Here is a 20,284-nt window from a genome sequence, read left to right as displayed (position 1 = left end):
GACCGAATTGGGTAGCTTTTCGGTGAGTCTCCGGATACTGTCCCCTGCGACGCCGTCCACCCGAACGGCGCGGGCTGCCGGCTACCCACCGGGGCTCCCACCTTCCATTGAAGGGTCATCCAATGACGGCTGGACGAGTGGCGCGCGGCGCCTCCATCGCTGTTGTTCTCGCCACGATCGCCGGATCGGTGCTCGTCGCCACCCCGGCATTCGCCGAACCTGGCGGGGTGGTGATCTCCGAGATCAATTACCACGCCGCCTCAGACCTGGACGCCGACGACTGGTTCGAGCTGACGAACACGTCCTCGAGCGCCATCGACGTCTCGGGCTGGACCATCGCCGACGCCGTCACCGCGACGTTCCCCGCGGGGTCCACGATTCCCGCACACGGCTACTTCGTCGTGGCAGCCAATGCCGTCCAATTCCAGACGACCAACGGGTTCGCACCCAACGCCGTGTACGGCGCCTTGACGAAGTTGAAGAACAGCACCGGCATCATCACCGTGAAGGATGCCTCGGCGGCCACCGTCGACACGGTGACGTACTCCGACGCCGGCCTCCCCGGCTGGCCCGCGTCCCCCGACGGAACCGGACCGACGCTCGAGCTTAGCGACCTCCTCTCCGACAACACGCAGGCGGCCAGCTGGGGCGCCAGCGCCGTGAACCTCGGCACCCCCGGCAAGGTGAACTCGATCAACGGCGCGGGCCCAACCCCGGAAATCACCGAGGTCACCGCCACCCCGGCGCGCCCGGCACCCAACGAGCCCATCACCGTCTCGGCCCGGCTGAAGCCCGGATCGAGTGCGAACCTCGTCTACAAGGTCATGTTCGGCGCGGACGCCTCCCTCCCGTTCCGCGACGATGCGGCTAGCCCGGGCGGAGCGGGTGACGGCGTCTACTCCGCCACCATCTCCGGCCAGGCTGCCGGCAATCTCGTCCGGTACCGGATCGAGGCCGACGCCGCGGGCGTCGCGTATTCCCTTCCCGCGGACGGTGCGTCGATCAGATACCTCGGCGTCGTCGTGACGTCGGGCGTCAGCACCCAGCTGCCGGTCATCGAGTGGTTCATGGCCGATTCCGTCTACAACGACATCCTCGCCAACCACCGGACGGACGACTTCCAGGGTGCGGCCGTGTGGTCGTACAACGGGCAGGTCATCGACAACGCGCTGATGAACGTGCGCGGAAACACCTCACGCACGGCCGCCAAGGTCAACTGGAAGGTCGAGCTCCCCAAGGGGTACACGTTCGACCTGGGCGGCGCGCTCCCGTACCCGCTCGACGAGTTCGCCCTCCAGAACTACTCCGACAACTTCGCCGACGTCTCCTGGGCGACCGTGCGTGCCGCCGGCAACCGCGGCCTCAACATCCTCCCCGTCCGCACCCAGCGGAACGGCGCCTTCTGGAGCCTCGGCCGCATCATGGAGACCATGGACGGCTCCTGGCGCGACGCCCAGGGCGTCAGTGACTGGGCGATCTACAAGGGCGATGCCGGAAGCCTCGGCGCGACGTCCTCCCCGGCCGTCCTCGAGGCGAACGCCTGGCTGGACAAGAAGACCCGAACGAGCGAGGACTTCACGGATGCGTGGACCCTGTCCAACACGGTGGACGCCAACCCGTCCGCCGCGCAGCAGGCCTGGATCTACAAGAACGTGAACGTCCCCGAGCTCGTCAACTACATGGCGACCAACTCGATCATCCGCCACCAGGACAGCGGGTGGTACAACTGGTGGATCGCGCGCGACACCGCCGGCACCGGCCGTTGGGAGATGTGGCAGTGGGACCTCAACTGGACCTTCACCACGCCGGCCAGCGACGGCAAGGGACTGTTCCTGACCCCGGACACCTCCAATAACTTCACGCAGGCGATGCTCGCCTACCCCGAGATCAAGGAGATGTTCTACCGCCACCTCCGCACCCTGGCCGACCAGTTCCTCCCACCCGGCCAGTACGAGGCGCAGTGGGACGCGATCACGTCCAAGACGCAGGCCGACTGGAACCTCGACCGTGCCAAGTGGGGCGGTTACACTCCGGCGTCTGCCCGGACGGCCTTCCTCGCCGGCCTGGCCGACCGCCGCAACGCGATCAACAACAACACTGGCACCGGAAAGCCGGTCCCGACCTCACAGTCGGCGAACGCTGCCGTCGTGATCAACGAGATCATGCACAGCGCGGCGAACACCGGCGGCGACTGGCTGGAGCTCGCGAACCCGGGCACCACGGCGGTCGACATCTCGGGCTGGAAGATCAGTGACGGGGTCAACCTGACGATTCAGCCCGGCACGGTCATCCCGGCCGGCGGTCGCATGGTGTTCGTCGAAAACGACAAGGCCTTCAGTGCCGCGTACCCCACCGGGAACCGGCTGGTCGGCGGCGAGTTCGTCGGCGACCTCAGCGGCGACGGCGAGGCGCTCACCCTGATGAACGGCGCGAACGTCGTCGACACGGTGACCTACGGCGCGACCGCGCCGTGGCCGGCGGCAACCGGCGGCCCCTCCCTGGAGCTGGTGTCACCGACCGCGGACAACGCGGACCCGGCCAACTGGCGGGCGACCTCGACCACGGGCGGCACCCCCGGATTGGTGAACACCGCGGGTGGCACACCGACGAACACCCCGCCGACCGCCGCGTTCACCGCGACCCCGAACGGGCTCGGAGTGAGTGTGGACGGCTCCACGTCGAGCGACCCGAACGGATCCGTCACCGGCTACTCCTGGAACTGGGGCGATAACACCGCCGCGGGCACCGGGGTCACGGCGACCCACACCTACGCCACGGCCGGCACCTACACGGTGACGCTCACGGTGACGGACAACGGCGGCGCCACGGGCACGACCATACGCTCGGTCACCGTCGGGAGCGTCACACCCCCCGCGGGCACGGCGCTGGCGCAGGACTCGTTCACCCGGTCGAGCACCAACGGGTTCGGCACCGCCGAGACCGGTGGGGCATGGACCGTCAGCGGAACCGCGAGCAACTTCGCGGTGAGCGGCGGGACGGCGAACATCACACTGCCGCGGGGCAGCAACCGTTTCGCCTACCTGGCGTCGGTGTCCTCATCGGATACCGAGGTGCGGGCGACCGTGGGGTTCCCCCGACAGTCCGCGAGCAGCAACTACGTCGGCCTGATCGGCCGCCGGGTGGGCACCGCGACCTACGGGACACGAGCCGTCATCGGCGCCAATGGGTCGGTGCAGCTGCAGCTGGTGAGAAACACCGATATCCAGATGCGGGCGGTGACCGTCGCCGGTCTCACCTACGCCACCGGTGATCGGCTCCAGTTCAGGCTGCAGGTGACGGGGACGTCTCCGACCACCATCCAGGCGAAGGTCTGGAAGGTGGGCACCGCGGAGCCGGCGAACTGGCAGGCCACCGTCACCGATGCGACCGCCGGACTGCAGTCGGCCGGCTCCATCGGCCTGTACAGCTACCTCAGCAGCTCCGCCACGCCGACCTCACTCGTCGTCTCCTTCGACGACCTGTGGGCCGGTGCGACGGGCTCGGCCCCGACGGAACCCCCGGCGACCAACGCCGCACCGACGGCGGAGTTCACCGGGACCCCCAACGGGCTTGCCGCGAGCTTCGACGGCAGCGCCTCGAAGGACTCGGACGGGACGGTCGCGTCCTACGCCTGGGACTTCGGCGACGGGACGACGGCCACCACCGCCACACCCACCACGAGCCACACCTACGGCGCGGGCAACACCTACCAGGTCAGTCTCATCGTGAAGGATGACAAGGGCGCAACGTCGGCCCCGGTCACCCACCCGGTGACCGTGACCGGGCCGGTCACGCCGCCGCCGCCGGGGCCGGCCGCCTTCGCCACTGACGCCTTCGGTCGCACCACGACCAACGGCTTCGGCAGCGCGGACACGGGCGGCGCCTGGACGGTGACCGGGACCGCTTCCGACTTCGCAGTGAACGGCGGAACGGGCACGGTCAACGTGGCGGCGGGGGCGATCCGCACGGCGGTCCTCGGGGGCGTGTCCTCGACGAGCACCGACCTCACTGCCTCGGTGGCGTTCCCCCGACCCACGGCGAGCAGCGTCTACGTGGGAGTGATCGGCCGGCAGGTCGGTACCAACTCCTACGGTGCGCGGGTCGTGGTGGGCACCACCGGGGCGGTCCAGCTCCAGCTGGTGCGCAACAACGATCAGCTGATCGGCTCCACGATTGCCACCGGTGTCACCCTCAACACCGGGGACCGGCTGCAGTTCCGGGTGCAGGTGACCGGGACGGCTCCGACCACCATCCAGGCGAAGGTCTGGAAGGCGGGGGCTGCCGAGCCGGCGACCTGGCAGGGAACGCAGACCGACAACACCGCGGGGCTGCAGTCCGCGGGATCCCTCGGGCTGTACACCTACCTGAGCCGCACCGGGATGCCGGCCCCGATGACCATCTCGTGGGACGACCTGCGGGCGGCGCCGACCGCCTGATCGGGTGGCTCAGACAGTGGTGGGCGGGCTACGGCTCGCCCACCACTTCTGTGTGCGCCTGAACGTGGAGCATGCATCCGCCCCGGCGATGACCTGGGCAGGGGCTCAGGCCAGGAACTCCAGCGCGGCCCGTTTGAACTCGCGGGAGGTGAGCGTGTTCACGTGGTCCCGGCCGGGCAGCTCGCGGTACTCGGATCCGCGCGCGCGGGCGAGGTCGGCCACCCCGGTGGGGATGGCGTCCGCGCCGCCGGCGACGTAGAGCACGGGGATCTCGGCGGGCACGTCGAGCGTGGCGCCGGCCACACCCAGCACGCAGGCCGCGAGGGCCTCACGGTCGGCGCCGGCTCTGAACGCCGAACCGAGCACCGCCGCGATCGTCGGTTCGGTGGGGAGGGTGTCGTCGGCGACGAAGCGGCGCACGGCATCCGTGTCCCAGGTCTCGAACAGTTCGACCGGTCCCGCCCCGCCGAGAACCATGCGGCGCACCCGCTCCGGGGCCAGCCGGGCCAGGGCCGCGGCCACCCTCGCACCCATGGAATAGGCGACGACGTCGACCTGGTCCAGGCCGAGGGCGTCGAGCACGACGACGAGGTCGGCGGCGAGCTGCCGCGGCACGTAGTCGATGCCGCGATGCGGTTTGTCGCTGCGGCCGTGACCGCGCAGGTCCGGCGTGATCACGCCGCGTCCCGCGTCCTGCAGCGCCCGCACCCAGCCCGTGCCGGCCCAGGTGATCTCGGCCGTCGACGCGAACCCGTGCACCAGCAGGATGGGGCGCTCCCCCGGCGCGACGTCGTACGCAATGCGCACGCCGTCGAGGCGCCGGGCGTACGCCGTGTCCGCGGCCATGCCGATGCCGGCGCCGGCCCCCGAATCCGACCCGTTGGTTGAGCCTTCCCCGACCACGCCTAGTCGACCACGTCGGACGTGACGAGCACCGCACCGGCGTGGGCCAGTTCGGCCAGGGCCGCGTCGCTCGATTGCGGGGCGACGCCGGCCACGAGGTCGGTCAGCACCCGCAGGTGCTGCCCGTGCTCGAGCGCGTCCAGGCCGGAGGCACGCACGCAGTGGTCGGTGGCGAGGCCGACGATGTCGATGTCCGTCACGCCGTTGGCGATGAGCAGCTCGCCGGTCTTCTCCCCGCCCTCCGAGACGCCGTCGAAGATCGAGTAGCCGGGTCGGCCCTGGCCCTTGCGGATGTGGATGGTGGTATCGGGCAGCAACAACGACGGGTGGTACTCGGCGCCGGGGGTCCCGGCCACGCAGTGCACCGGCCAGGTGCCCGTGAAGTCGGGCTCGCCCGACAGGGCGAAGTGGCCGGCGTTGTCGCTGTCGGGGTCGTGCCAGTCGCGGGACGCGAAGACGGCGTCGTAGGCATCCGGATGCGCCGCCAGCAGCGCACTCACTCCCGCGGCGACCGCAGACCCGCCCTCCACGGCGAGGGCACCGCCCTCGGTGAAGTCGTTCTGAACGTCGATGATGAACAGGGCCCTGGTCACGGGGTGGCTCCTTCGCTCGGCGGATGCGTCGATCAGCCGGTCAGTGGCTGACTGGTCAGGTGTTGGCTGGTTAGGTGTTGGCTGGTCAGGTGTTCGACAGGTTGTCGCCGCAGCGGAAGAAGCCTGCGGTGATGGTGTCGAGCGCCTGCTTCGCATTATCGCTCACATCACCGAGCGCGTAAACGGCGAAGGTGAGCGGCGTGCCGTCGGCGGCGTGGATGATTCCCGAGAGCGTGTACCCGGTGTCGATCCAGCCGGTCTTGGCGAAGACGGCGCCGTCGGCGACCGCGTTCTCGCCCGTGAACCGGTCGCTGTAGGACAGCGATCCGCTGGGCCCGCCGGCCACGGGCAGACCGTCGAAGATGACCCCGAGGTTGCCCTCGCGGGCGTTGATCTTGATGAACAGGCGGGTCAGGTAGGACGGCGGCACGGCGTTGTCGTCGCTCAGTCCCGACCCGTCGGCGATCAGGATCCCCGAGGTGTCGAGGCCGTAGGGGGCGAGTCCGGCGACGGTGGACTGCTGCAGGGACTCGAACGTGTTGCCGGCCCCGGACTTGACCGCGACCAGGCGGGCGAGCATCTCCGCGAGCGCGTTGTCCGAGACGGTCAGGGACTGCTGGATGAGCGTCGACACCGGCTGCGACTGCACGGATGCGAGCTGGCGGGCGCCGGCCGGGGCCGTGCCACGGCTGACGCTGACACCGCCGCCCAGCTCGTCCGCGAAGGCCGCACCGGCCCGCCCGACCGGGTCGCCGCTGCGCGCGGAGGTGCTGCGCGAGGGGTTGTCCCGGTCGCCGTCGACCTGGAGCGCCGTGATCTCTGGCATGTAGCCGTCGGAGAGTTCCTTGCGGTCCCAGCTCGGGTCCCAGCCGGGGCCGCCGAACAGGGAGGAGTCGAGGATGAGGGAGGTGAGCGGCGGGTTCGCGGGGTCGGCCTGCCAGGCCGCGATGGTCTGGTCGGCCAGCTGGTCGAGATGGGCGGCCCCGGCGTACACGGATTCTTCGCCGGAGGGCGTGCGGGACAGGGTCAGGTCTCCCCCGCCGACGAGGACCACCGATCCCGGCGCGCTGCCGGCGACCACGGTCGTCGTGGCGCGGTAGTCGGGGCCGAGGACGCGGAGCGCGGCCGCGCTGGTCAGCACCTTGAGCACGCTGGCGGTGCGCGACGGGGTGTCGCCGCCGCGGTCGAAGAGCACCTCTCCGGTGGTCGCGTTGACGACCTGGGCCTGGAAGTTCGCGAGCCTCGGATCGGCGGCCAGGTCGGCGACGGAGCAGGTGCGCAGCGGGCTTGCCGCCGTGGCCGCGGTCGGCACCGGGCGGGCCGGCGGGGGCGCCTCGCTCGGAGCGGGCGTGCTCGTGGTCGTGCTTGTGCTGCTTCCGGCCGCCGCGGGTCGGAGAGGCGCCGGGGCGCCGGTGGCCGCGCTGGCGACAACGGCGCCGGTGCCGAGCAGCGCAAACAGGCCGGCAGCCGCCGCGATCCGGGTGGCGGTACGGTGCCGGGCGAAGAAAGCGGCGATCCCGGCGCGCGCTCGGGCAGGGCGGTTCAGCGGGGGATCCTGGTCTGACACCCCCGTACTTTACCGTCCCCCTACGTGTCAGGGTGAGTTGAGGCCAGTAGCTCAGAGCAAGTCCGCCGTTTGACGTAGGGCGAGAATCAGGAAGTCCCACCATGTCCAGCCCATCGTTGATCGCCGTGCGCGACGATAGTCCCATGAACAACAGCAGTCCTGGCCCCCGCGCGGGCGGCCCCACGCCCCGGCGGTCGTTCACGCCGAAGCAGAAACTTGACCACCTCGCCGCCTACGAGGACGCCATCTCCCGGAACGGCGGCGGCGCGTATCTGCGGGAGCAGGGCATCTATTCCTCCCAGATCACGGAGTGGCAAAAACTACGCGATGCCGGGGTGCTGCAGGGCAAGAAACCCGGGGAGAAGATCGGCCGGCTCACGCCCGAGCAGGCCGAGATCGCCCGGCTCCGCCGCCAACTTGAGTTGACGGAACGGAGGTTGGAAACGACGGGGGTGGCGTTGGAGATCATGTCAAAAATGCACGAGCTACTCGAAAATCTTTCGAAGAGCTCGCGGGACGAAACACCACACACGAAACCGTGATGACCACCTACCGCGACCTCACCAGCCACGGCATTCCGACGCGGACGGCCGCCAGCCTGGTCGGGTTACCGCGGGCGACCGCGACCCGGACACCCCGCACCCGGGCCGCCCGGCAGGTGGTGGTGCCGGCGAACCGGCTCGATGTCCTCGCGCGGGCCCGCATCCTGACTGTGGTGAACTCGGCCCGGTTCGTGGATTTGCCGCCGATCCAGATCTACGCGCAGCTGCTCGACGAGGGCGTGTATCTGGCGTCAATCTCAACGATCTACCGGGTATTGGCCGAGAACAAGCAGGTCAAGGAACGCCGCCGACTGGCCCGCCACCCGGCCCGCGCGATCCCAGAACTTGTCGCCACAGCCCCCGGCCAGGTCTATACGTGTTATGCCGACATTGTGATTATGCCGATGTTGGTCTCCGATCCCAGCTTCCAGGCGGGGACTGGGCTGAAAAGGTCGGCATAATCAAGCGCAAGTACTTCGACGCCTACGTGATGATCGATATTTACTCCTGCTACATCGTCGGCGCGAAGGTCCATCCGGCGGAGTCCGCGGTCCTCGCCACCGAGATGATGACGGAGACCTTCTCCATCCATGGCACCCTGCAGGTCGTCCACGCCGACCGGGGCACGTCGATGACGAGCAAGACCGTCGCCGCGCTGCTCTCAGATCTGGAGGTCACCAAGTCGCATTCCCGGCCTCGGGTCAGTAACGACAATCCGTTTTCGGAGGCGTGGTTCAAGACGCTCAAATTCGCCCCCGTGTTCCCGGAATCCTTCGGCAGCCTCGGCGATGCCCGACGCACCCAGGATTACGTCGTCAAACGCACCAGCGAGGGCAAAGGCGAGAAGGAGATCATGCGCTGCCTCAAGCGCTACGTCGCCCGCGAAATATACCGCGTCCTGCAAAACCCACGGCTCGGCCTGCTAACCAACGACCTGCGTCCACGGCGCCTCGCATTGCACCTCACCCAGACCGCAGTAGCACTCGAGCTGAGCGCCTGGCCCAAAGCCATCTCGCGGATTGAACGCGGCGCCACCCAAGATCGAGTCCTTTCTGAGCGCTACCGCACATGGCTCAGTGAACAACCGAAAGTCAGCGCTTGACAACAATAGGAGCATCAAATTCCGCGCCCTGGTGCTGAAGGTCCGCGAGGGCGGCCGAGTCGCCAACGTCCACGCGCTCCTCGCGACGGGCGTGAACAAGGACGGGCACTGCGAGATCCTGGGCCTGCAGGTCACCAGCGCCGAAGACGGCGCCGGCTGGCTCGGCTTCTTCCGCGACCTGACCGCCCGTGGCCTCACCGGCGTGAAACTCTTCACCAGCAACGCGCATGCCGGCCTCGTGGCCGCGATCGGGGCCACCTTGCCCGGTGCGACCTGGCAGCGCTGCCGCACCCACTACGCCGCGAATCTGATGTCCGCGACCCCGAAGTCCAGCTGGCCGTGGGTGAAGACCCTGCTCCACTCCGTCTATGACCAGCCCGACGCGGACGCCGTGCACGCCCAGTTCGACCGGGTCCTGAACGCCCTCGAGGAGAAGCTCCCCGCGGTCGCCACCCACCTCGAGACAGCCCGGGCAGACGTGCTCGCGTTCACCGGGTTCCCGAAGGAGATCTGGCGTCAGCTCTGGTCCAACAACCCCCAGGAACGCCTCAACCGAGAGATCCGCCGCCGCACCGACGTCGTGGGCATCTTCCCCGACCGCGGCTCCCTGATCCGACTCGTCGGCGCGGTCCTGGCCGAACAACACGACGAATGGATCGAAGGCCGCCGCTACCTCGGCCTCGATGTCCTCAGCCGCTCACGCCTCACCCTCATCCCGACCGACAAGGAGGAACTCACAACCGAACTCAGCGCCCAAAGATCCAAGAATCACGCGGCAATCCCGTTACACCACACATTTGGACTTGACCCAAGCCTTGCCCGGGTGCGGACCGACTACTAACGTTCTGCACAGTGGGCGATGGTGATTCCTAGCCCCCGTCGAGAGGAGGCGTTATTCCAACCGTGATCGCCCACCATGATGTGAAGGACAAGGATCATTGGTTTGCCTCACCGAAGCGCGAAGAGGTCTTCGGCCCCTCGGCGTCACTAACATTCGAACGTTTGTCGATCCTCAGAATCCGGCGCAAGTCGCGGTGCTGAGGGACGTCGCCGACTTGGATGTCCTCACGCCCGCGATGCCATCCGAGGCAATGGCCGAAGCGACGGCCTACGACGGCGTGCTGGGCGAGGCCTTGATGATTCTCGTCGAGGCGAAGCACGGGTGCGCGAGAACTGCTTCTCGGGCGTGAAGGACCTCGCCTCGGGTCGCGATGAATGAACGATATCGGCAACTCACCCCACCCCCACGAAAACGAAGGCACACCCATGTCAGGCACCCGAACAAACCGCGTCGAAAACCCTTTCCCCCGCCAGATTCGGGACGCGACCCGATGAGAACCTTCATGCGGTGGATCGTCGTTGTCGTGCTCGTCGGGCACGGTCTCATCCATCTGCTCGGCGCAGCCAAAGGGTTCGGCTGGGCGGAGGTGAAAGCTCTCACCGAGCCGATCGAACCGGCGCTCGGCCTGGTCTGGTTGACCGCCGCGATCGCAGTCATAGCGACCGGTGTGCTGCTCGCAGCCCGCAATCGCATGTGGTGGGTCGCCGGCACCGCGGGCGTCCTGATCTCGCAGACCGCAATCCTGACCTCATGGAGCGACGCCAAAACAGGCACGCTGGCAAACCTCCTGCTGTTGGCCACTCTGGGATACACCTTCGTGTCCCACGGCCCCACGAGTTACCGTGCCGAGTACCGGCGTCGCGTTCAGGCCGCGCTCAGCGAAGCCCAACCGCGCTCCGGCGTGGCCCTGACCGAAGCCGACCTGGCCCACCTGCCAGAGCTGGTCGCCGAGCACGTGCGGCGCTCCGGCGCCGTCGGTCAACCCCGGGTGTCCTCTCTGCGCGCCAAAATTCACGGCCGGATACGTGCCAGCGCCACGTCGCGATGGATGACTTACACCGGCGAGCAGGTCAACACCTACGGGCCCGCGCCCAGCCGGTTGTTCTGGATGGACGCCACGATGTTCGGCCTGCCGGTCGACGTCCTCCACGTCCTCGTCGGGCGCACCGCCACCATGCGCGTCAAGCTGTGCTCGATGCTGCCGATGGCAAATGCTGCAGGGCCGGAGATGGACCGGGCCGAAACCGTGACACTGTTCAACGACCTCTGCATCCTCGCACCCGCGGCGCTCATTGACGCCCCCATCGTCTGGCAGCCCCTCGACGACAACCATGTCCGCGGGGTATTCACCAACGGTGCGCAGACCGTGACCGCCGACCTGACCTTCCGCGACGGCGACCTCGTCGACTTCATCTCCGACGACCGGATGAGCACCACCCCGGACGGCTCCACCTTCACCCCTCAACCCTGGTCGACACCCGTGAGCGACTATCGAACTTTCGGCACCCGGCGACTCGCCACCCGCGGCGAGGGCCGTTGGCATCCCACTGCCCCGCACAACCAGTTCGTGTACCTCGAGTACAACCTCGACACCATCACCTACAACCCCGACGCCGCAGCGGCTAACACGTCGGGCCAAGTTTTACGGGTGCGGAGGCCGAGGCTCCCGAAATGACGGCCTCGGTTTCACGCGCCTTGTACAATCCCTGGTTTGGCCGACGAATCCACTGCGTGCGCGACTGACCTTGACCCCGGAGAGTGGACACGGGTTAAGCGGCGAGTTGGATAGAACTCGGTTTTCAAGGTCACGAAGAAGCTCTCGGCCATGGCGTTGTCCCAGCAGATTCCGGTGTATCCCATCGACCGGGTGATGCCATGTGCGGCGGCGAACTCGGTGATCTGCGCCGACGCGTATTGGGCGGATGTAATCGGTGGTGTCCGCGGCGTTCATCCCGGTGATTGTGTAGCGGGTGGAGATGCGTTGATCCAGCGCCGAGAGCACCGCGAGCTTGAGCCGGCGCCGCAGGGTGGGCTGGCCGATGAGGAGCATCGCGAAGTGTGACCCGGTGTCCATGTCGCTGTTGGTGAGCATGCGGAGCGCTTCGAGGTCGGTGTTGGTGAGCAGGTGGGCTTCATCGATCACGACCAGGGGCAGGCGGGCGCGTTCGTCGAGTTCGCCGGCGAGGAGTTCGGCGGTTTGGGAGGCGAGGACGCCGGAGAAGAACGCGGGGGTGCCGCCGAGCGCGGTGACGATGCGGGTGTGGATGCCGCGCATCGTGATCGTCGGGTCGGGAATGTAGATGACCTGGTGCCGGGACGGCTCGAGGCCGGCGAGGGCAGCACGGACGGCGACGGTTTTGCCGGCGCCGACTTCGCCGCTGATCAAGCCGAGCTGGCGTTGACTGACGCACCAATCAATCCGCGCGATCGCTTCCCGATGCGACGGGTACGGGTTCAAGGCCTGCGGCGGGATATCGCGGGCGAAGGGCATGCGGGTGAAACCGTAGTGCGATTGCAGGGTGTCAATACTCATCGGGCGGCCTCCTGAATGGTCGGCACGAAGACGACCGCGGCCCGTTTCGAGGCGGACGCTCTGACGAAGCTGATCGGTTCCCCGGCCATGGTGCCCTTGTGCCGGGTCTCGACCAGGCGCAGGTAGTCGATGCCGGACGCGGCGTTCTTCGCGCCGGTCTCGGCGGTGTCGGCTGCGGCAGACGCGGCCTTCTTCTGGACGTGGCGGCGGATTTCGCTCAGCACGGCGATGCCGGCCGGGACGCCGCTGCCAGCCGAGACGGTGATCAGCCCGGCGAGGTCGAAGGGGTCATAGATCAGCTCGACGCGTTTGCCGACGAGGAGTTGATCGACTTGATAGGTGTTGGACTGCAACGACACGGTCGCGGACTTCGTCACCGTGCGGATCGCTGACCACTGGAACGCTTCCGCGATCTCATCCCGCGATTTCCGCACCGGTTTGCGGCCCACCCAGCTGGCATCCCAGCGTTGCCACGGTGTTTGCCCGGTCGTGGAGTGCACGGCCTGGTGGTAAACCATCTCCACCCACGACGTGAACGACGCATTCAATTCATCCAACGACGTCACCATGCTGCCCACCCCCGCATCGACCTCGCCCGTTTTGGTGTCGACGGTGGTGATATCGGTGAGGAACTGCGAGTTCACGGTATTGAAGAACCGCTCGATCTTCCCGCGACCCTGAGGTCGGTAAGGTGCTGAGTGTGTCAGCCGGATTCCGAGCTTCGCGCAGGTCCGTGACAAAGACGCAGAAACACGCAAAGCCTCAACTGAACGGTATTGAGGCTAAGCGGGACCCACTGACCTCCCGCCGATTTGGCTCCGGAGCAGGTCTGAGAGGCCGAGGGCATGATCCTTGAGCATGCATTTTTTTCGGTGCTGGCCGGTTCCAAGGTCGAGTTCGAGGCCGCGTTCAATCAAGCGCGTCCTCTGATTGGCGGCCAGCCCGGGTTTCGTTCCTTATCCTTGTCAAGATCAATGGGATCGCCGAACTTATATGATCTTCTTGCGGATTGGGATTCCGTGAAAGCTCAGACGCGAGGATTTCAGCGTCGAGCCACGCACGTTGCTGGTTGAGAAAATCGGCGAACTGATTCGCGTTTTGACTCCAATCGCCAACTTTATTGTCGAGGCCGTTCCTCCTGTCATGACCTGGTTGCGGGAGAAGGCCGCGCTGCCCAACCTGCCGTATACGCGCACCTGCCCGGACCGTTGAGTCGGCCCGGGCAGGTTTCTGTCGTCCCCGTCAGCCGCCGTGGACCGGCGTCGTGGGACCGCGGCGGGGTCAGCGGTAGGCCACGCCGTTGGCTGTCACGGAGACCCGGGTACCCGCGGTTCCGTCCAGGAGCGCGGGCAATTCTGTCAGGGATCCGATGAAGGCGTCGCGACCGGTGTTGCGGGCGAAGTCGATCGCAGCCTCAACCTTGGGTCCCATCGAGCCCGCCGGGAAGTCGAAGTTCGCGAGCGTGTCCGGGTGGACGAGCATGATGGCGCGCTGTTCTGGCGTCCCCCAGCCGGTGTAGACGGCGTCCGCGTCGGTGGCGATCACTAGGGAGTCGGCCTTGAGGTCCCGGGCCAGCACCGCGCTGGCCCGGTCCTTGTCGATCACGGCGTCGACGCCGATGAGTTTGCGGGAGCCGGGCTGGTACATGGTGGGTATGCCACCGCCGCCGGCGCAGATCACCACCGTGTCGGCCTCCACCAGCGTTTTGATCGTGCTCAGCTCGAAGATCCGCTGCGGCATGGGCGAGGGCACCACCCGACGCCAGTGGTCGCCGTCGGGTTTGACGACCCACCCCCGCAGCACCGCCAGGCGACGCGCCTCGTCGGCGTCGTACACCGGCCCGACAAACTTCGTCGGGTCCGTGAACGCCGGGTCCGCCGGGTCCACCTCGGTCATTGTCAGGATCGTCGCGATCGACTTTTCGAACGGGAGTCGGTTGCCGAGTTCTTGTTCGATCATGTACCCGATCATTCCCTCGGTCTGGGCGCCCAAGACGTCGAAAGGGTACTCGGACGTGTGGTCGTAGGCGGCCGCCTGGAGCGCGAGCAGCCCGACCTGCGGCCCGTTGCCGTGGGAGATCACCAGCTGATGCTCCTGGGCGATTGGCGCCAGCGCGGCGCACGCCTTGGCGACGTTGGCACGCTGGTTTTGCACCGTCATCGGGGCGCCGCGCTCCTGGAGCGCGTTGCCGCCGAGAGCGACCACGATGCGCATCAGGAACCCAGGGTGGCGACCATGATCGCCTTGATCGAGTGCATCCGGTTCTCGGCCTGAGCGAACACGATGGAGCTGGACGACTCGAACACCTCGTCCGTGACCTCGAGCTCGCCGAGGCCGGTCTGCTTGAACAGCTGTTCCCCGACGGCCGTGTTCCGGTCGTGGAACGCCGGCAGGCAGTGCATGAACTTGACGTCGGGGTTGCTGGTCTTAGCCAAGACGTCCGCGGTGACCTGGTAGGGAAGCAGGGCGGCGATGCGTTCGTCCCAAGTTTCCTTGGGCTCGCCCATGGAGACCCAGATGTCGGTGTAGATGAAGTCGACCCCGGCCACGCCCTCGGCGACGTCCTCAGTGTGGGTCAGCCGCGCGCCCGTGCTCTCGGCGATCGTCTGGGCGGCCGCGATCACATCGTCGGTGTTCCACAGCTGGCGGGGGGCCACGATGCGCACGTCCATGCCCATCAGCGCCCCTGCCACCAGCAGCGAGTTCGCGACGTTGTTGTGCGCGTCTCCGAGGTACGCGAAGGCGATCTCGTGGTCGTTCTTGGTGGAGTGCTCGCGCATCGTGAGCATGTCGCACAGCGCCTGGGTGGGATGCCACTCGTCCGTCAACCCGTTCCACACCGGCACACCCGACGATGCGGCCAGCGTCTCGACGTTGGTCTGCGCCGAGCCGCGATACTCGATGGCGTCGAACATCCCGCCCAGCACCCGCGCGGTGTCCTTAACGGACTCCTTGTGCCCCATCTGTGACCCGCTCGGATCGAGGTAGGTCACGTGGGCGCCCTGGTCGTGCGCGGCGACCTCCATGGCGCAGCGGGTCCGGGTGGAGGTCTTTTCGAAGATGAGGGCGATGTTCTTCCCGGTTAGCCGCGGCAGCTCAGTGCCGGCGTATTTGGCTGCCTTGAGGTCCGCGGCCAGCCCGAGGAGGAACTTCCATTCCTTCGGGGTGAAGTCGACTTCCTTAAGGAAACTCCGGTTGTGCAGGTTAAAGCTCACAGGATCACCGCATCTCTTTCGATTGGACAGGACAGACATCGCGGACCGCCGCGGCCGCGGCCGAGCTCGGATCCCACGACGGGTACGACTTCGATGCCCTCGTCGGCGAGGTATCGATTGGCGGTCGTGTTCCGCTCATAACCCAGCACGACGCCGGGGGAAACGGCGAGGAAGTTGTTCCCATCGTTCCACTGCTCTCGCTGCGCACCCGCGCGATCGATTGGGGTGCGCAGGACCCGGACCTTGTCGACGCCGAGGGCCTCGGCCACGAGAGGAAACAGGTCCGTGTGCTCCGTAATGTCGTAGTCACCGCCGGACCCCACCGGGGTGAGCATGAACGCGCGCAGCGTCTCGGGCAGGTACGGATAAACGGAGAACGCGTCGCTGTCGACCATTGTCATGGCGGTGTCCAAGTGCATGAACGCCCGCTCCTTCGGCAGCTCGACGACGATCACCTGGCGGACATGGCCGCCTTGGAAGAGCAGTCGGGCCAGTGTCTCGACCCCCTGGGGCGAGGTCCGCTCGCCCATCCCGATCATCAGCACCCCATTACCGATCACGAGCACGTCGCCGCCCTCGACGGTAGCGGGCTCGTGGGGCAGGGAATCGTCGCCGTAGACGATCTCCAGCCCGGCGTCGCGGAACATCGGGTGGAACTTGTAGATCAGGCGGGAGTTGATGGTCTCGCGTTTGCGGGCCTGCTTGGCCATCGGGTTGATGCTCAGGGCGCCGTAGATCCAGGCCGAGTTATCGCGCTGGAACAGGTGGTTCGGCAGAGGCCGCAGCAGGAAGTCGTCGATGCCGAGGGACTCCATCAGAAGGCTGGGCGTGTGCAGCATCGGCATGACGTCACTCTTGAGCACGCCCCCGATCAGGAGCTCGGAAAGCACCTCCGACGACGTTTGGTCGACGATCCGCTCCAGCGGCTTGTCCAGCGCGGGCCCGAACCGGATGGCCGTGGTCAGACACTTCTGCAGGAACTCCCGGGCACCCGGCGCGTCCAGCGCCGCGGCGAGCAGTTCGCGGAAGTAGTGCACCGTCACGTTGCGCTCTCTGAGCTGGCCGACGAACGCGTCGTGCTCCTCCCTAGCCCGATCGGCCCACATGACGTCGTCGAAGAGCAGGTCGTCGACGTTGTCCGGGGTCAGCCGGCTGAGCTCGAGACCCGGGCGGTGGACGATCACCTGGCGCAGCACTCCTACTTCGGATTCAACACGAAATGGCATGGCTATTCCTTACTATATTGATGGTGTAAATGCTCAGCGGTACTCGGGCACGGGGGCCGGCTTAGTCATCCGGTGCCGCTGCGCAAGGTAGACCGGGATCCCGACGACGAACGCGCCGCCGGCCATCAGGAACGGGCCCCAGACGACGTACCACAAGTCGCTGGTGTTCCTGGAGTAGTAGATGAAGGCGACCGAGAAGATCAGCGCCACGACCGCCACCGACACATCGAACGCGAACCTCGACGTGTGGACTGGGTGGCTGTCCCGCCAACGCCACTTGATCTGGGCCAAGGCGGAGAATGCGTAGGGCACGGCCGCCGTGATCCCGGTCATCAGGACCAGGGTGGTAAACACCGTTGAGCCGCTGGTTCCCAGATAGCTGATCACCACGGCGACCGAAGCCAGCGCGGTGGACGCGATGATCCCGAAGGCCGGAACCCGGCGCCGCGACAGGCTCCCGAACCGCGCCGGGAACAGCCCGTCCTTCGCGGCAGCCAACGGCATCTCCGCGCAGATCATTGTCCAGCCGTTCAGCGCGCCGATACCGGAGACGATGACGGCCAACGCCACCAAGTCCCCGGCCCAGGAACCGCCGCCGACGATCGAGTTGGCCGCGACGGAGTAGGACGCCTTGTTCACGTCCATAGCCAACTGCGAGGCGGGCACGATGCCGAACACGGCAACCATCGACAGCAGGTAGACGATGGCGCTAGCGAGCGTGCCGTAGATGGTCGCCTTCGGGACATTCCGTTCGGGATCGCGGACCTTCGCCGCGGCAACGGCCGCGGTCTCGACGCCCAAATAGCTGAACAGTGCGATCGCCATCGCTCCACCGATCGCCGACAGGCTGCTGTCACCGCTGAGGTTCCACGGCGTGAAGTTCCCCGCCTTGATGAAGAACAACCCGACGGTCGACATGATGGCCAGCGGAATGAACTTCAACACCGTCGTCCAGACTTGGACCGAACCCATCGCGTGCACGCCAGTCAGGTTGATCACGGCCGGGATCCACAACCCGACGAGGGCAATCAGGATGGACCAGCCGACCGCGCCGTCCTTGTTTAGGAAGTGCTCGACGTAGTACACCCAGCCGACGACGATCGCCGCGTTGCCCGCCCATGCCGTGATCCAGTAGGACCAGGCGTTAACGAACCCGGCCGCGTTGCCGAACCCTGAGCGTGCATAGGCATACGGTCCGCCGGCAGCCGGCAGGCGTCGCGACATCACCGCGAACATCAGCGCAAGCGCGACCGCCCCGACGGTGGCGAGGCCCATGGCGACCAGGCTGATCGGGCCATACGCCGATAATGCGTAGGGCAGCGAGAAGATGCCGACACCGATGATACTGCCCATAATCAGTGCAGTCGACTGAGGCAGGGACAGGGCGCGCTCGGTTGTGCGCCCCTCGGGCTCGGTCGGGACAGACCCGACCTCGGACCTTGGTTGGACCATGATGACCTCCGGCGTTGATACGGATATGTGACATCCGATCGTCAGGTCGAAAGATTTCCGGGCTTAGCAGCCGAGGGAACTAAGTGACGAGTTCACGGATGTTCTTGAAATAGATGTTCTTGAAATCTGCCGTGCATTTCGGTGGAGCGTGTCAGAAACCGACGCAGGGCAATAACTGATCAGATTTTAAAAACGCAGTGGTTGAACTTAACATTGACGGCACGCCGATCACCGCCCCAGAGAGCCAGCGCTTACGGCCGAGCAGAAATCGAGACAATAGCGTCAGCGACCAGACCGAAAAGGTTCTTGGGATCGAAGGGACCGGCGATCGGATCGAGTTCGACGAAGAATAAGGCACCGGCGACTGAATCGCGCAGGTAGCGCAGCGCCGAAAAGTCCTCGATGACAAAATCGACCGAGTCGAAGATGGCGATCTAGTCGTAGTGAGTGCGCCCCGCCGCCTGGGTCTCATCAGTAGTGGAGGTCGTGATGATGTCGGCGCCCGCCACCGCGTCCCGAACGCTCGTTACCACGACGATGTCGAAGCCGAACGGCCGGGCGGTGATGTTCTTTACGTTCATAAAACGCACCACGACAACCTTCTTTTTGTTTTCTGTAATTAGCCTATGACCAGGCAATGTGAACGCGTAACGAGCAGAACGAGCAGATATGTTCCATTAATCTTTCAAGATGGTTCCCCTGGCTGTACAGTGTGAATCATGCATACGCTCGATGACCTCGATCGCCGCCTAATCGGCGCGCTGCGGGCGGACGGGCGAACCCCCGTCACCACGCTTGCCCATGACCTCGGAGTCACGAGGGCAACGGTGAACATCCGGCTGCAGCGGCTTCTGGACTCGGGCACCGTCATCGGATTCTCCGTCCGGGTTCGCGAAGAGCGGGATCCCGACTCAATCCGGGCGATCGCGCTCATCGAGGTCGAGGGGCGTTCAACAGATCGGGCGATCAGGCAACTTCGCGGCTTTCCCGAAGTCCGGGCGCTACACACCACGAACGGCGGCTGGGACCTGGTGGCCGAGATCCGGACCGACACGCTGAGCAACTTCGACCGGCTACTCGGCCAGATTCGCTCCGTCGAGGGCGTCGTTAACAGCGAGACGAGTCTGCTGCTCAGTTCGACGCTGTCCTAAGCCTCATTCCACCGACCGGCTGAGGTTGGGAGTCGTTTTCTGATTTGAGTTGCGGCGGCGTGCTGGGGCGTGGTTGTGCGCTGAGCCTCGCTGCTCGCGTTGTTCCACTTGTCTTCCAGGTCGTGCCGGGTCGGGGCGGGCGGGTCAGGTCGGGGTTGGGCTCGGTGGTGCGAAGGCGTGGTCGAAGAGGTGGGCCCAGCCGGTTTCCCAGGGCCAGTTCTCGGGCAGGTGCAGTGTGATGCGCCGGGCTGACGAGGCGGTCCTCGCGGGGATGTTGATCAGTTTCCGGCGGATGGTCGCGGTCGTGGCCCGGGCCAGACCGGTGCCGGCGGTCACCGCGGCGGCGCGGGTGAGGTTGAAAGCGATGACGGCCAGGGCCAGCCAGGCCGCGTTGGCTGCGAACACACCGGAGGGCAGGTGGGCCAGGGCGCTGTTCTTCAGGTCGGAATTCACGAGGTCGATGGCCGCATGGGCGCGGTGGGTTTTATCCGCGGTGACCGTGTCCAGGGTGCTGGTGGTGAAGAACGCGTGGAAGCGGTGCAGGTCGAAGAGTGTGGTCTGGCCGGCGAGTTTCTGCTTGTTCAGCTCCGGGATCCGGCGCACGACGAGGCGACCGAGGATGTGGTGTGACCTGCCGCGGAGTTCTCGGACAGTGGGCCCTCTTAAAATGAGGGACTACTGAAAGTAGAGATCAGCATGACCGCATCACGTCGGAAATTTACC

Annotated in this window: 18 protein-coding genes and 2 pseudogenes; 9 read left to right on the top strand and 11 right to left on the bottom strand. The window is 66.5% G+C overall.

What is annotated here, in order from left to right; translation table 11 throughout:
- Nucleotides 1-122: 122 nt before the first annotated feature.
- The gene (locus E3T42_RS04180; protein ID WP_134402507.1) at nucleotides 123-4,436 is read left to right on the top strand and encodes a lamin tail domain-containing protein; all 4,314 of its coding nucleotides are present in this window, start codon (nucleotides 123-125) and stop codon (nucleotides 4,434-4,436) included.
- A 105-nt stretch (nucleotides 4,437-4,541) separates the two neighbouring features.
- Here E3T42_RS04180 and E3T42_RS04175 read toward each other — a convergent pair whose 3' ends face one another.
- The 3 genes from E3T42_RS04175 to E3T42_RS04165 form a co-directional block, all read right to left on the bottom strand.
- A complete protein-coding gene (locus tag E3T42_RS04175; protein WP_241975822.1) occupies nucleotides 4,542-5,282 on the bottom strand; it encodes an alpha/beta fold hydrolase in 741 nt (246 codons plus the stop codon).
- 59 nt (nucleotides 5,283-5,341) lie between these two features.
- Nucleotides 5,342-5,932 (bottom strand): isochorismatase family protein, encoded by a 591-nt coding sequence (locus tag E3T42_RS04170; RefSeq protein WP_134367280.1) that lies wholly within the window; start codon nucleotides 5,930-5,932, stop codon nucleotides 5,342-5,344.
- An 85-nt stretch (nucleotides 5,933-6,017) separates the two neighbouring features.
- Nucleotides 6,018-7,499: a D-alanyl-D-alanine carboxypeptidase/D-alanyl-D-alanine-endopeptidase gene (locus tag E3T42_RS04165; RefSeq protein WP_241975821.1), complete on the bottom strand. Its 1,482-nt coding sequence runs from the start codon at nucleotides 7,497-7,499 to the stop codon at nucleotides 6,018-6,020.
- A 101-nt stretch (nucleotides 7,500-7,600) separates the two neighbouring features.
- On the opposite strand from E3T42_RS04165, the gene E3T42_RS04160 reads away from it, so the two are divergent.
- From E3T42_RS04160 to E3T42_RS04135, 5 genes and pseudogenes are all read left to right on the top strand, one after another.
- Nucleotides 7,601-8,041 (top strand): hypothetical protein, encoded by a 441-nt coding sequence (locus tag E3T42_RS04160; RefSeq protein WP_134402506.1) that lies wholly within the window; start codon nucleotides 7,601-7,603, stop codon nucleotides 8,039-8,041.
- Nucleotides 8,041-8,502, top strand: coding sequence for a hypothetical protein (locus E3T42_RS04155; protein ID WP_134402505.1), 462 nt, complete (start codon nucleotides 8,041-8,043; stop codon nucleotides 8,500-8,502). Before E3T42_RS04160 ends, E3T42_RS04155 begins: the two co-directional genes overlap by 1 nt.
- 29 nt (nucleotides 8,503-8,531) lie before the next feature.
- Complete coding sequence (locus E3T42_RS04150) at nucleotides 8,532-9,143, top strand: DDE-type integrase/transposase/recombinase (protein ID WP_134402504.1); 612 nt, start codon at nucleotides 8,532-8,534, stop codon at nucleotides 9,141-9,143.
- A 25-nt stretch (nucleotides 9,144-9,168) separates the two neighbouring features.
- Nucleotides 9,169-9,888: pseudogene (locus E3T42_RS04145) on the top strand (IS256 family transposase); the annotation flags it as partial.
- A 586-nt stretch (nucleotides 9,889-10,474) separates the two neighbouring features.
- Nucleotides 10,475-11,659 (top strand): DUF6544 family protein, encoded by a 1,185-nt coding sequence (locus E3T42_RS04135; RefSeq protein ID WP_134402503.1) that lies wholly within the window; start codon nucleotides 10,475-10,477, stop codon nucleotides 11,657-11,659.
- Here E3T42_RS04135 and E3T42_RS04125 read toward each other — a convergent pair.
- Together E3T42_RS04125 and E3T42_RS04120 are read right to left on the bottom strand one after the other, a co-directional pair.
- Entirely contained in the window at nucleotides 11,627-12,517 is an 891-nt protein-coding gene (locus E3T42_RS04125; protein ID WP_198418089.1) for an ExeA family protein, read from the bottom strand. The two genes, E3T42_RS04135 and E3T42_RS04125, sit on opposite strands and share 33 nt — an antisense overlap.
- Entirely contained in the window at nucleotides 12,514-13,161 is a 648-nt protein-coding gene (locus tag E3T42_RS04120) for a Mu transposase C-terminal domain-containing protein (protein ID WP_370261685.1), read from the bottom strand. Before E3T42_RS04120 ends, E3T42_RS04125 begins: the two co-directional genes overlap by 4 nt.
- A gap of 201 nt (nucleotides 13,162-13,362) precedes the next feature.
- On the opposite strand from E3T42_RS04120, the gene E3T42_RS04115 reads away from it, so the two are divergent.
- Together E3T42_RS04115 and E3T42_RS16650 are read left to right on the top strand one after the other, a co-directional pair.
- The gene (locus tag E3T42_RS04115; RefSeq protein ID WP_134402501.1) at nucleotides 13,363-13,590 is read left to right on the top strand and encodes an antibiotic biosynthesis monooxygenase; all 228 of its coding nucleotides are present in this window, start codon (nucleotides 13,363-13,365) and stop codon (nucleotides 13,588-13,590) included.
- Nucleotides 13,580-13,729, top strand: a complete 150-nt coding sequence (locus E3T42_RS16650; protein ID WP_160141016.1) for a hypothetical protein — start codon at nucleotides 13,580-13,582, stop codon at nucleotides 13,727-13,729. The genes E3T42_RS04115 and E3T42_RS16650 overlap by 11 nt, the downstream gene beginning before the upstream one ends.
- A gap of 69 nt (nucleotides 13,730-13,798) precedes the next feature.
- On the opposite strand, the gene arcC is transcribed toward E3T42_RS16650, so the two are convergent.
- From arcC to E3T42_RS04090, 5 genes are all read right to left on the bottom strand, one after another.
- Nucleotides 13,799-14,731 (bottom strand): carbamate kinase, encoded by a 933-nt coding sequence (arcC, locus tag E3T42_RS04110; RefSeq protein WP_134365814.1) that lies wholly within the window; start codon nucleotides 14,729-14,731, stop codon nucleotides 13,799-13,801.
- Nucleotides 14,731-15,732, bottom strand: coding sequence for an ornithine carbamoyltransferase (gene argF / locus E3T42_RS04105; RefSeq protein WP_104171449.1), 1,002 nt, complete (start codon nucleotides 15,730-15,732; stop codon nucleotides 14,731-14,733). Before argF ends, arcC begins: the two co-directional genes overlap by 1 nt.
- On the bottom strand, nucleotides 15,729-16,958 hold the full coding sequence (locus tag E3T42_RS04100; protein ID WP_134365813.1) for an arginine deiminase: 1,230 nt from the start codon (nucleotides 16,956-16,958) through the stop codon (nucleotides 15,729-15,731). The genes argF and E3T42_RS04100 overlap by 4 nt, the downstream gene beginning before the upstream one ends.
- A gap of 33 nt (nucleotides 16,959-16,991) precedes the next feature.
- Nucleotides 16,992-18,410 carry an APC family permease gene (locus E3T42_RS04095; RefSeq protein ID WP_134365812.1) on the bottom strand — a complete coding sequence of 473 codons (1,419 nt, stop codon included), beginning with the start codon at nucleotides 18,408-18,410 and terminating at the stop codon, nucleotides 16,992-16,994.
- Between the two features lie 434 nt (nucleotides 18,411-18,844).
- Entirely contained in the window at nucleotides 18,845-18,991 is a 147-nt protein-coding gene (locus tag E3T42_RS04090) for a hypothetical protein (protein ID WP_134365811.1), read from the bottom strand.
- A 138-nt stretch (nucleotides 18,992-19,129) separates the two neighbouring features.
- Here E3T42_RS04090 and E3T42_RS04085 point away from each other — a divergent pair, with 138 nt between their 5' ends.
- Complete coding sequence (locus E3T42_RS04085) at nucleotides 19,130-19,561, top strand: Lrp/AsnC family transcriptional regulator (RefSeq protein WP_134402500.1); 432 nt, start codon at nucleotides 19,130-19,132, stop codon at nucleotides 19,559-19,561.
- Between the two features lie 144 nt (nucleotides 19,562-19,705).
- On the opposite strand, the pseudogene E3T42_RS04080 reads toward E3T42_RS04085, so the two are convergent.
- Nucleotides 19,706-20,182 (bottom strand): annotated as a pseudogene (locus E3T42_RS04080) (transposase); the annotation flags it as partial.
- Between the last annotated feature and the right edge of the window lie 102 nt (nucleotides 20,183-20,284).

The sequence above is a fragment of the Cryobacterium sp. TMT4-10 genome (assembly GCF_004403275.1).
Taxonomy (GTDB): domain Bacteria; phylum Actinomycetota; class Actinomycetes; order Actinomycetales; family Microbacteriaceae; genus Cryobacterium; species Cryobacterium shii.
The sequence above is the reverse complement of the archived record's forward strand: the minus strand, read 5'-3'. Positions and strand labels throughout refer to the sequence as shown.